The organism is Sedimentibacter sp. (assembly GCF_033447055.1).
Lineage (GTDB): Bacteria > Bacillota > Clostridia > Tissierellales > Sedimentibacteraceae > Sedimentibacter.
The window spans coordinates 1-13001 of record NZ_JAWQJF010000093.1; the positions used below are offsets into that span (position 1 = coordinate 1).

The following is a 13001-nucleotide window of genomic DNA, read 5'->3' on the forward strand; positions in this document are numbered from 1 at the left end:
AAAAATTGCAACGGTAATTAATTAATCAAATATTTTTATTGGGTTCTATGAACTCTTAGTTAAGGTTGCCCAAAAATCACAGTCTTTTTTCACACTTCTCTCCTGTAATTTTATTTACAAAAACAAAAAACCTGTCCTTATATAAAGGACAGGCAAAATTCCTGCGGTACCACCTTAGTTGACTGAAATTCAATCCACTTAAACAAAAATGCAATCACATTTTCTGCTTTGTAACGTAAGCACACGTTTCAGATACTTGAGTGTTAACCCTTTCACCTCACCCTCGGCGATCCACTTGCTGTACTGCGTTCTGCTAGGTTCTCATCAATCCTAACTCTCTGTAAGTGCACATATAGTTTAATCTTCGCTTCAACGGTTTTGTTTTTGTATTATTGTTTAGGAGTTTAACACTTCTAATAAAGCTTGTCAACAATAATTTATTATTTTCTATAAAATTTTATATAATCCATTAAAACAGATTTTTGATTCTCTAATTTTCCTTCTATGACTTTATCTAAAATTTCGTCTAAGATTTCACCTAATTGCTCGCCTTCGGCTATACCAGCTTCCAGTAAATCTTTACCATTAATAGCTAATGTTTTTAAACTGAAACATTGTCTTTGTTTTACTGCTTCATTCATTAAAAGCTCTGCTTTTTCAAGATTTTCCAGTTCTGTTTCATTTGATTTATCAAAAGACTTCACAACTGCCTTTTTAACATTAAACAATTGATTTAAATTATCGTAACCAATTTTATTAAGCCACCTTTTCACATTTATTGGAGTTGGCAGTACTTCTTCATCAATATTTAAAGTTAACAGTCTTACATTCTTAATGGTTACATTGTCATTTTTCAATCTCGTTAAAATGTTCTCAATATCATCAATTTTATAGAAAAGCAAAGTAAATTTAAGGATTAAATCGTTAGGCACCATAGCCATTGAATTTATTTTTTGCTTCCAGTCTTCTTTGTTTAATTTTTTTATACTAGGTATGAAAACTTCAATTACATCCTTGTATTCCAGCATAATTTTATTAAAATTTTTTCCTAAAACTAATTTGCAAAATTCACTGTTGATTCTTTCACAAGAAATATTGTTTAAGAGATTTTTATTTTCGTGAATTCTTTTTGAAGTATTTTCCTCTATATTAAAGCACAGCACAGACGCAAAACGCAGCGCCCTTAAAATTCTAAGCCCGTCTTCATTAAATCTTTCATCGGGATCACCGACGCACTTGATTGTTTTTTTCTCAATATCATTAATCCCACCAAATAAATCAACAATTCCATCACAGTTGTATGCCAACGCATTTACAGTAAAATCTCTGCGCTTTAAATCCATAGATATTTTATCTGTATAAAGAACAGTATCGGGACGTCTGTTGTCACTGTACTTTCCGTCAATTCTGTATGTTGTTATTTCCATATGCATATGATTAATTACAACAGTAACTGTTCCATGTTTCAGTCCTGTTTCAATAGTTCTGTAATCTTTAAAGCAATTAATAATTTCATCCGGCTTTGCTGAAGTTGTAATGTCCCAATCAGAAGGAACTGCACCTAAAATTGCATCTCTCACGCAACCGCCGACTATGTATGCTTCAAAACCATTACTATTCAAAATATTCAGTGCTTTTTCAACTTCACATGGCATATTAATTTCAATATTCATCGCATTCCTTCCTTTCGCTATATTTAATTATAACCAAAATTTCTAATTAGGCAAGCGAAAAGACTTTATCTGTAAAACAAAAACAAGATGGTACAGGACCATCCCCTATAATATTTCTATTTAGCTGAATTGCAGCTGTAGCATCCTGCACAGCTGTGTGATTCCTCCCAAAGCTCATCTGCAACGGGAGCCCAATTGTTAGCAGCTTCATAGCATTTTTTGCTCAGTTCTCTTACATTTTCAGGATTTAGCATGTCGGTTGATTTGGCTCCTGATTTTTCAACCATATTGGTTAAGCGACCCGGATTGTCCAAGAGAGGACAAGGTCTTAAATGATTTTTATTAAACGGCTGATTTTGTTTGTACTGCATGAACAATGGATTTTTATATGCCTGAAGCAATGTGCTTTCGTGAATGTTTGTATCAGAATAATGTATGAATGCACAAGGCTCAATATCTCCATTTGCATTGATGTGTAAATAGTTTCTTCCTCCTGCTATACACCCATTAACATATTCTCCGTCATTCCAAAAATCCATTGTGAACAAAGGTTTTGTTTGTCTGAAATCCCTTATTTGATGATACATGAATTCACGCTGTTCTGCTGTTGCCATAAGTTCAGGCACTGCATCTTTTCCTACAGGTATATAAGTGAAGAACCACGCGAATTTTGCACCCTTCTCTATCATATCGTCAAAATATTCTTCGCTACCTATTACATCTGCATTTTTGCTTGTATAGCAGCAAGAAATACCAAATGGAAGCTTCTTGTTTTTAAGAATATCCATAGCTTTTGTTATTTTTTTATAAGTTCCTTTTCCACGTCTGAAATCTGTTTCTTCTTCAAAACCTTCCACACTTATGGCCGGCACGAAGTTTTTAACTCGTAGCATTTCATCAGCAAATTTTTCATCAATTAATGTAGAATTTGTAAAAGCTAAAAATGCACAGTCATTGTGTTTTTCACACAGCTTAATAATGTCATCCTTGCGCACCAAAGGCTCTCCTCCAGAATAAATGTACATGTAAGTACCTAGCTTTTTCCCTTGCTGAATTATGCTGTCCAAAGTGTCGAAGTCCATATTCATTTTATTGCCGTATTCAGCTGCCCAGCAGCCTGTGCAATGCAAATTGCATGCAGATGTCGGATCCATCAATATAGCCCAAGGAACATTACAGTTATTTTCTTCTCTTGCTTTTTTTTGACGCTTACCCCCTATAATTGTTGCATTAATTATGAAATTTTCAAAAAAAGTTTTTCTTACATTAGGATCAATATCTGTATAAAAACTTTTAACAAGCTTATACCAATTGCTATCTGTATTGTCCAACACTCTCTTAACAGTTTCAATTTGCCTGTTGGCTATTCCGTCCTTGTCAAACTTTTCAACCCAATCAAGTATTTTAGGTATATTGTTTTCAGGATCTGCATCCAAATAATCAAGAACCTTTTTCATACCAAAATATTGCAAATTTTCAAACATATTCTTTTCACTCATAAATATAACCTCCCTCAAATGTCTATATTTATATTATATTATCGCTTTTGTAATCTAACATTAGACAGAATAATTATATGTCTAAAAATCAGACACATGTAAAAATTGTCTTTTTTTTTGACACTTTTAAAATTTGTCTATATGGAATTTGCCAAAAAAGATATATCCTAATAAAACAATAAAGTAATATATGGAGATAATTATGGATAATTATAAACTTACATATGCAATAATTAAAACAGCTGTGGAAAACGGAATACGCTACATTAAAGATAATCCTAAGCGAGGTGTGAGAAATTTGCTGGATTTAGGAGAATATTTTGCTCAAGGCAGATTTCAGAAAATTTTTTTTGAATTGGCTCATGAAATACTAACCAATGAAAACAGCTGTTATTATGACATTATAGAAGACATAATAAAAAACACAAATCACGATACAATTGCAAACTATGGAATTGACATTGGTTACAACAGTTTCACATATGGTGCAAACATAATAAGAGAACATGAAAAAAAAAACGGTTACAACGTTCCTTGGGTAATAGTTTTAAACTTCGAGAAAAGATATGAGAATCATATTACATGTGAAGAATTTTCTAACTTAATTACAAATGGTAAAAAAATCGGAATATACAGTTATATGATTTTATTAAATGATAATAGGGAAATATTGGATGAAGTGTTAGCTGCTGTTAAAAATAATCCAGATTGCGCGTTTATGATATTTTTAAATCCTGATATTTTAACTGATGACATGGCTGCAAAAATTAGCAAAGCTACAAATATTTGCATACCAGTTTTAATAGAAAATAACCCGGATGATAATGATGAAGTTCTGGATAAAATCAAGCTTTTAAGAAAATATAAATGCTTTTACGGAAGCTTCGCATACTATGACGACACAAATGTTTCCAATATTTCAAACGGTGTTATAGCAAGAAAAACACTTTCTATTGGATCTAACTTTGCAATATTAATACGAAAGAAAGACTTAAGCCATGAAGTTTTAAATAATACATATGATTACATTTATAAATCAAGAACTAAAATCAATACCCCTGTATGTTTTATGGATTTCTATGGAGATATTGCCCGAATTGACAACATAATCTCGGAAGAATCATTTTTTTTAAGCATAGACAGCCTTGGTCAAGCAACTGTTTCTAACCTTTACAGCAAAAAAACAGATTACAATATACGTACATCTACTCTTGAAGAAATTTTATCTAACCTATAAACGTATGAAATTTCAATGCTTTTATTCATTTAATAATTTCATAGCGACTCCTTCTATTGAAGCTTTTATTAGTTCAACAAATTGTTCCGGAGGAATTTTTGCTCCTTCAATGAGCCATCTTGAAATAGATACCCTTATAGCATCAGCATAGAATGTAGCATAAAAATCTACATTCTTTTTATTTTTAAATATATCATTTAAATGAACTGTTAAAATTGGATGCAAAACTTCAATAAAATATTCTGAAAATGAATTTTGTCCTGTCACTTGAAAAGCATTTTTATAAAATGTTTTATTTTCATAAAAAAATTTGCAAATTTTCTCTAAAATTTCCCATGAAGCCAAAGGTGCATCTTTAATTGTTACAATAAATTCAGTATAATAAATCCAATTAACCAAGTCATATTTGTCTTTGAAATGATAATAGAAGCTCTGCCTGTTCATATTGCAGCCTTCCACTATATCCCCAATATTAATTTTCTTCATAGGTCTCTCTTCCATTAATCTTTTCATGGATTCAGCCAATGCTTTCTTTGTAATTTGAGAATCAGACATAATATTATTCCTTTCATAACAATTGTTTAAACACAAGAATACTGTTATTTACTTATTTTACCATCAAATTTAAATTAATAAAAGAAAAATTTGAACCTTTAAATTTCTAATATTAAAAAAAAGCCAATTATAATTAATTGACTAGACTATTGACAGACCCTGTTTATTCATCCTGAACGCAATGAAGATTTTATTCTATAATATGAATGATTTTATTCAGAGTATCTTGAATTGTGCCAAAACATTCTATTTCAACATCACAATATTCCTTATACAAATTAATTCTTTCATCATAAAGATCATAAAGTCTTTCTTTCCCCTCTGCTAACAAAGGACGAGCTCCATAATCAATATCTTTTATTATTTGTTCCACAGGTCTGTTAATAAAAATTATAATTGAGCTTTTCTTTAAATAATCTATATTTTCTTTTCTTTTTATAATACCGCCGCCAGCTGCAACAACAATTGAATTCATATTGCTCAACGCTAAAGAACACCTGGTTTCTGCATCCCTGAAATAATCCTCACCTATATCAAATAATTCTTGAATGCTTTTTCCTTCAATTTTTACAATATAATCATCCATATCGATAAATTTCATATTAAGCTGTTTGGAAAGCAAACGTCCTATTGTACTTTTACCGCTTCCGGGCATTCCTATCAGTACTAAATTTTTCATAAACTCACCTTGTATAATTTAATTTTAAATCTACCTGTACAGTATTTATCTGTATCCCTATTTCATTAAGTTCCATATTTCCCCTTCTCTTTCCATCATTAAGTCTAAAATGACTAATGCAGCAGCTCCATCAATTACCGGAACAGCTCTGGGTACTACGCATGGATCGTGACGACCTTCTATTTGCATAGTTTTATTTTCCATGGTAGAAATATCTATAGTATTTTGAAGTTTAGAAATTGATGGAGTAGGTTTTATAGCAGTTCTGAATATTATAGGCATACCATTTGTTATGCCGCCTAATATTCCACCGTTGTTATTGCTCTGTGTTAATATATTTCCATCCTTTATGTAATAAGGGTCATTTGCTGATGAACCTTTCATTTCTGCTATTTTGAATCCTTCGCCAAATTCAATTCCTTTTACAGCAGGTATTGAAAAAATCATGTGTGACAATTTGCTTTCAACAGAATCAAAAAATGGTTCTCCGTAACCTGCCGGAACATTTAATATAAATGTTTCTGCTATTCCTCCAACAGAATCACCGTTTTCTTTAGCATTTATTATTTCCTGTTGCATGAGCATGCTCTTTTCATTTGAAATTACCGGAAAGTTCATACTTTTTAGTTTATTTATTTGGTCAGGATTTATTTCTTTGTCATCTGTCACATTGTAAATTGTTTTAATTCGAGTACCAATAACAATACCCTTGTACTTTTCTAGAATTTGCATCGCCACTGCACCTGCAAACAAGAGAGGTGCAGTTATTCTCCCGGAAAAATGTCCGCTGCCTCGATAATCATTGTATCCGCAATATTTTACAAATCCTGAATAATCACTGTGTCCGGGGCGCATTGTAGTTTTTAAAGCAGAATAATCTTTAGATTTTCTATCTTGATTTTGAATAGTTGCGCATAAAGGTGTTCCTGTAGTCGTACCTTCAAAAAATCCGCTTAATATATTAAAACTATCGCTTTCTTTGCGAGCGGTGGATAAGTTGTTTCTACCAGGTGAACGTCTTGCCATTTGTTTTTCTATATAATCCAAATCAATTTCAATTCCGCTAGGCAAACCATCAATTACAACACCTATTGCTTCACCGTGAGATTCTCCAAATATACTAATCTTTAATTTATTTCCAAACATTGAACTCATCTATTTTTCCCCCTAAAGATTTATAATCTGTCCAAAATTCCGGGTAAGATTTATTTACTGCTTTATAATCCTGTAAAATTATATGTCCATCGCATCTTGTAGCAGCAATTGCTAATGACATAGCTATGCGATGATCATTCCAGCTTTTGACGGTAACATTGCCTTTCAAACTCTTTTTTCCTTTTATTAAAAGCCCATCACTTAATTCTTCAATATCAGCGCCCAGAGCCTTTAATTCAGTAGAAATAGCTTTTAATCGGTCTGATTCTTTTATTCTTACTCTCTCTGCATTAATTATCTTAGTGGTAATTCCATCCTTTAAAGATGCTAATACTGCTAAAATAGGTACTAAATCCGGTATTTGGGAAGCGTCTATTATTATTTCTTCACTTGCTTCATGGTACCTTCTAATTATGTCTGCAATTTCTTTATCACCTTGCAGAGAATTTTTCTCCAAACCTAAACATTCTACATTGTTTCCGATTTCTTTTGCAACAAGGAAAAATGCTCCTTGAGAATAGTCGCCCTCGACATTATAATTTGTTGATTTGTATTCTGAATTTCCTTTAATTTTAAATTTTTTATAATCAATATTTTCAATAAATATATTAAACTTTTTTAATATTTCAAGTGTAAGGTCAATGTATCCTTTTGATTCTAATTTATCCTTAATGATAATTGTTGAATCCTTATTCAATAGCGGCAGTGCAAAAAACAAGCCTGTAATAAATTGTGAGCTGATACTTCCTGTTACTTCATAGCATCCACCCTGCAAATTACCCCTTACTGTTAATGGCAATTTTCCATTATTTGTTTCGTAGTAAATATTATCCTGTTCAAATATATTGTAATAAACATCCAAAGGTCTTTCAACTAATTTCCCGGAACCGTTAAATACGCATTCATCTGATAGCATTAAACCAATTGGAATTAAAAATCTTAAAGTTGAACCGGATTCTCTGCAATTAATATAAGCCTTACTTATATTGCGATTATTTCCTTTAATAGATAGGCTGATTGTCTTGCCCTTTATTATTTCTATTTCAGCTCCAAGCTGTTTCATACCATCTATTGTAGCTTTAATATCTTCTGACAAAATAATATTTTTAATAATACTTTCTCCTTCATTGCATAAAGAAGCACATATTATAGCTCTGTGACTCATACTCTTTGACGAAGGAGCATATATAATTCCATTCAATTTTGCTGGTGTTATTTTAATACTATCCATGATTTTCTCCATGTCTATATGAATTTTTCTATATTCTCCACAGGAACTTTTTCAATATATGCATTTCCTATTTCTCTTAATAAAATTAAATTAATAAGTCCTGAAATGTTCTTTTTGTCCAGATTGACTGATTTCCTGATAACGTTCATACTCATATCTGGCAATTCATAATTCATATTTAAATTTGTCAAAATATTCTTTATTTCTTCGGCAGTTCCTTTTTTTGTATATCCCAGCTCTTCACTTTTTTCTGTTATATGGTACATTCCTATTGAAATTGCTTCTCCGTGAGAATATGATTCATAGTTATAATATTTTTCAATTGCATGACCTAATGTGTGTCCGAAATTTAAAAGCATTCGCATTCCCTTATCTTTCTCATCCGCTTCAACTGCTTCTTTTTTTATACTGCAACACTTGAAAATTATATCTTCTATATTTTCAAGCAGCTCTTCTTTAGACTTTATGGCATTAAGAATATTAAACAACCCCTTATCCTTAATGCATCCGTATTTAACAGCTTCTCCTAAACCATCCTTGATAAATTTATCTGGAAGACTGTTTAAGGCACTTGGATCAATCAGTACTATTTTGGGATGATAAAAGCTGCCCACCAAATTTTTTCCTTCTTGTAAATTTACAGCAACTTTACCGCCTATGCTTGAATCTATTTGAGCCAGAAGAGTCGTTGGTATTTGAACATAATCAATGCCTCTTAAATAAGTGGATGCTGCAAAACCTGCCAAATCTCCAACAACTCCACCGCCCAAAGCAATTATCAAACCACCTCTGGTTACACCATAATCCGTGAGACTTGTATATACGTTTTTTAATGTACCCAAGGACTTACTTGCTTCCCCAGGCTTAACAATTATGAAGTTAACCTTAAAATCATATTTAACCAATGATTCTTTTAACGCTTCTCCATATAATTTATACACATTTTCATCGGTGATAACTGCTATATCGCTCTCTTGATAAAAATTGCTTATTTTATAACCTGCATTATTTATAATTCCATTTTCAATTAAAATATCATATTTATTTTTATCCAGATTGATATTAAGCTTTTTCATAGTTTATCTCTTTTCTAAGTATACTGCTTTTTTTAAATATTGATTCTAAGGAATGCAAATCGTCATTATTAATTATATCACAAATATTGTTAATGTCATTTATTAAGACCGAAAGTTCAGATAAAATATTTTTTTTATTTTCATATAGAAGCTGACACCACAAATCACAATTTATATCGGCAACTCTTGTAATATCTTTGAAGCTTCCTCCAATGCAGTCTATACTTTTTTCGAATTTAGAATTAGTCATTAACAAGCTCGCTATGACATGGGGAAGTTGACTGGTGTACGCAATTATTTCATCATGCATCTGAGGTGTTGTCTCAACTATTTTTTTAAACCCTATTTTTAACAATATTTCTTTTAAGAATGATACTGAATCTTCTGTATTGCTTTCATCGGGAGTCAATATATAATTGGCCCCAAGGAATATAGCATCATCAGAAAATTGATATCCAAAAGTTTCTTTCCCAGACATTGGATGACCTCCTATGAACTCAAGGTCATCTCTCATTACTTTTTTAACTTCTGTTACAATTTTCCCCTTTATTCCTGATGTATCTGTTATTAAAGCATTTTGTTTAAAATGGATCATATTGTTTTTTATAAAATCCAACGTAGTATCCGGGTAAGTGCACATTATTACTATTTCAGAGTTTTGAAGAGGATATTTAGGATCGACATAGCAATTATCAATAATTCCTGATTTTTTTGATTCTGACAAAGCATTTATATCTAAATCAACTGCCCAAAGATTTCTTACTTTTAAATTTTTTCTTATAGCCTTTGCAATAGAACCGCCTATAAGACCTAATCCTACAACTGTTATATTTAAATCCTCTATGTTATTCACTTTATTCCTCCTGTAATTAAATCGCTCTTTCTTCGACTGCAGCAAGCATCTTTAATTTATCCATAAGGTGTTCAAATTTGTCGGGTTTTATGGATTGAGCACCGTCAACTAACGCATTCTTAGGATCATTGTGAACTTCAATTATTAATCCATCTGCTCCAGCCACTATTGCTGCTTTTGCCAATGGTTCAACCATCCACCATAGACCTGCGGCATGACTTGGATCAATAATTACAGGTAAATGACTTAATTTTTTAATAGCCGGTATTGCGCTTAAATCCAAAGTATTTCTTGTAAATTTTTCGAAAGTCCTAATACCACGCTCGCACAAAATAACATTGTCATTTCCTCCGGCCATAATATATTCAGCTGACATAAGTAATTCTTCAATAGTTGCTGAAAGACCTCTTTTTAAAAGAATTGGTTTATTTGTTTTTCCAAGTTGTTTTAACAATTCAAAATTTTGCATATTTCTTGCACCAACTTGTATCACATCCACATCCTCTACAAAGTCATCTAAAAAGTCAGTTGACATGATTTCTGTAACAATAGGAAGTCCTGTTTTTTCTCTTGCAATTTTTAATAACTCAAGTCCTTCTTTTTTCAAACCCTGGAAACTGTAAGGAGATGTTCTTGGTTTAAAAGCTCCTCCTCTTAAGAAACCGGCACCTGACTTTTTAACAGACTCTGCAATGCTTACAATTTGTTCTTCGCTTTCTACAGAACACGGTCCTGCTATTATTGCTAATTTATCCCCTCCTATTGTCTCCTTTCCAACTTTAATAACAGAGTTGTCTGGATGGAATAACCTGTTTGATTTTTTATAAGGCTCCTGTACAAAAATAACTTTGTCAATTGCATTATATGTTTGAAATAATCCGGAATCTATGCTGCTTGTATCTCCCACAACACCTAAAATGTGATAATTCAAACCCCTTGATTCATGAACTTCAAATCCTTTAGCATGGATTTTTTCCTTTACATCTTCAATTTCTTTTTCGCTTGCATTCTTGTTAATTACTAGTATCATTTTGAACCTCCAAGTTTATAATTTTTTTATTATTAAAAAAAAGAGCCCATAAAGGACTCTTCTAACAATCATTGATATAATATAATTACTTTTTAATATAATTTTATAATAAAAATTTATGTTGTAATCCCTCGTAAAGTTATATGCAGTTTTTTTGTACAAAAATAATAGTAATAAAAATTACTATAATAATAGTTATACAAATTAGCTACATAAAGGTTTTTCACAACTTTCATTTTTATTCCTCTCCATGTTTCAAGTTAATTAAAAGTATTTTATCACATAATTTGGAGTTGTCAACTATTATTTTTAATATTTATGAAATAAAATGAATTTACCTACTTACTAACAGCAATGTATAATTATTATTAAGCTTTGAAACTTCCCAGAATTTTCATAAATGGAAGCTCATTTTTTAATTGGTACAATATTGATTTTATATTGTTGTTTGAAATATTACCCTCAAAGTCTAAATAAAACATGTATTCCAACGGACTTCTTAAATTTGGTCTGGAATATATATAAGACAAATTGCAGTTGTAATAAGTAAATAATGACAACACTTCATCAAGAGAACCAATTTTATGAGGTACATTGAATACAATACTGATTCTATTATGATCTTCTTCATAAATTAATTTTTTTGATATTGCAGCAAATCTAGTGTAATTATTTTTTTGTTGATTAATCTGCTTGTCAATTATTTTCAAACCATAATTAATAGCTGCCTCAGTTGAACAAATGCAAGCAATATGCTTATCATTTAGTTTAGCAATATTGCGTGCTGCAACAGCTGTATTTATTTCTTCTACGTGCTTTATGCCATGTCTTGCAATATATTCTTTGCATTGTAAAATAGCCTGGGGATGTGAATATACTTCTGTAATATCTTCAATTGCTGCATCAGCAACACCTGCAAGACAATGGTCCACTTTTTTTACATAAGTATAATTTATATACAAATCATATTTAAGCAATAAATCATAAACTTCATTTATATAACCTGCAGTTGAATTTTCAATTGGTACAACACCAACATCTGCAGCCCCTCCATAGACAGTCTTGAATACTTCTTCAAAAGATGGTTTATTTATGAAAGCACTATTTTTAAACAAGGCTTTTGCTGCACTTTCAGAATATGAATATGGTAAACCTTGATAGCAAACATTTTGTATTTTTATTATTTCTGAACATTGAATTTTTTCTATGTCGTTCCTATTGAGAAGCAAATTATATTTGTTCTTGTTTTCAATAGATAATAAATTTTTCATAAAACAATTATACTCCATTGAATATTTGTTATTTAATAGAGATTCTGTTTCGTTATTTATTCCAACACTATTTTCATTTGAATTACTACATTTTTTATTTTCAATTAATGAAATTTTCTCAAGCATAGCCATCCTTTTTATAAATAGATCTTTCATTGCTTCATCATTTTCTTTTATTTGCTCCATTAAGTAATTATACTCCATATGATCACCTGCACTTCTCTCCATTAGTTCCATTCTTTAACACAATTATCATATCTTTGTCCTCCAAATTATAATTTTAAAATAAAAAAACCTTCCGTCTCTATATAAATATATATTTATATAGGGACGGAAGGTTATATTTCTTCCGCGGTACCACCCAAATTCAGCATAAAGCTGCGCTCTGATTCGAATACGAGATATAAATCTGATATTCTATCCTAGTAACGCAGGAAATACGACTTTGCCTACTTGATTCAGCAAAGCAGCTCAAGAGGGAACTTCAAAATGATTTATCTAATATTCGCTTTCAGTCTAAGACGAATACTCCCTGTTAGTGTCCTCAAATTTACTTTCATCTATCACAGCCGTTTATGTTATTTTTAGTATGATACAATTAAAACTATAAATTGTCAACTATAATTTTCTTAAAACATTTAACTTTCTGATTGATTTATGATAATGTCTTAGTATACCACAATTGATTATGTCCCAAAAATAGAAAATATGGTATAATAAAACCTCATAAAAAAAGATGAGG

11 protein-coding genes and 1 other annotated feature are annotated in these 13001 nt (G+C 31.0%); of the genes, 1 reads left to right on the forward strand and 10 read right to left on the reverse strand.

Translation table 11 applies throughout. The features are described 5' to 3' along the window. Positions 1-440: 440 nt before the first annotated feature. Both SA378_RS06205 and SA378_RS06210 read right to left on the reverse strand, forming a co-directional pair. Positions 441-1673 carry a CCA tRNA nucleotidyltransferase gene (locus SA378_RS06205; RefSeq protein ID WP_318525114.1) on the reverse strand — a complete coding sequence of 411 codons (1233 nt, stop codon included), beginning with the start codon at positions 1671-1673 and terminating at the stop codon, positions 441-443. 116 nt (positions 1674-1789) lie between these two features. Next, complete coding sequence (locus SA378_RS06210) at positions 1790-3172, reverse strand: radical SAM protein (protein ID WP_318525115.1); 1383 nt, start codon at positions 3170-3172, stop codon at positions 1790-1792. 202 nt (positions 3173-3374) lie between these two features. On the opposite strand from SA378_RS06210, the gene SA378_RS06215 reads away from it, so the two are divergent. Continuing rightward, positions 3375-4409: a hypothetical protein gene (locus SA378_RS06215; protein ID WP_318525116.1), complete on the forward strand. Its 1035-nt coding sequence runs from the start codon at positions 3375-3377 to the stop codon at positions 4407-4409. A 21-nt stretch (positions 4410-4430) separates the two neighbouring features. On the opposite strand, the gene SA378_RS06220 is transcribed toward SA378_RS06215, so the two are convergent. The 8 genes from SA378_RS06220 to SA378_RS06255 all read right to left on the reverse strand — a co-directional run bounded on the left by SA378_RS06220 (position 4431) and on the right by SA378_RS06255 (position 12463). Then, the gene (locus SA378_RS06220) at positions 4431-4964 is read right to left on the reverse strand and encodes a TetR/AcrR family transcriptional regulator C-terminal domain-containing protein (RefSeq protein WP_318525117.1); all 534 of its coding nucleotides are present in this window, start codon (positions 4962-4964) and stop codon (positions 4431-4433) included. A 190-nt stretch (positions 4965-5154) separates the two neighbouring features. Further along, positions 5155-5643: a shikimate kinase gene (locus SA378_RS06225; protein ID WP_318525118.1), complete on the reverse strand. Its 489-nt coding sequence runs from the start codon at positions 5641-5643 to the stop codon at positions 5155-5157. A gap of 57 nt (positions 5644-5700) precedes the next feature. Next, complete coding sequence (aroC, locus tag SA378_RS06230) at positions 5701-6798, reverse strand: chorismate synthase (protein WP_318525119.1); 1098 nt, start codon at positions 6796-6798, stop codon at positions 5701-5703. Further along, positions 6776-8029 (reverse strand): 3-phosphoshikimate 1-carboxyvinyltransferase, encoded by a 1254-nt coding sequence (gene aroA / locus SA378_RS06235; protein ID WP_318525120.1) that lies wholly within the window; start codon positions 8027-8029, stop codon positions 6776-6778. The genes aroC and aroA overlap by 23 nt, the downstream gene beginning before the upstream one ends. 14 nt (positions 8030-8043) lie before the next feature. Further along, positions 8044-9105, reverse strand: coding sequence for a 3-dehydroquinate synthase (aroB, locus tag SA378_RS06240; RefSeq protein WP_318525121.1), 1062 nt, complete (start codon positions 9103-9105; stop codon positions 8044-8046). Next, positions 9092-9958, reverse strand: coding sequence for a prephenate dehydrogenase (locus tag SA378_RS06245; protein WP_318525122.1), 867 nt, complete (start codon positions 9956-9958; stop codon positions 9092-9094). The genes aroB and SA378_RS06245 overlap by 14 nt, the downstream gene beginning before the upstream one ends. 16 nt (positions 9959-9974) lie before the next feature. Then, a complete protein-coding gene (gene aroF, locus SA378_RS06250; RefSeq protein ID WP_318525123.1) occupies positions 9975-10988 on the reverse strand; it encodes a 3-deoxy-7-phosphoheptulonate synthase in 1014 nt (337 codons plus the stop codon). Between the two features lie 368 nt (positions 10989-11356). Continuing rightward, positions 11357-12463: a prephenate dehydratase gene (locus tag SA378_RS06255; protein ID WP_318525124.1), complete on the reverse strand. Its 1107-nt coding sequence runs from the start codon at positions 12461-12463 to the stop codon at positions 11357-11359. Positions 12464-12582: 119 nt separating this feature from the next. Then, positions 12583-12835, reverse strand: a binding site (T-box leader). Between the last annotated feature and the right edge of the window lie 166 nt (positions 12836-13001).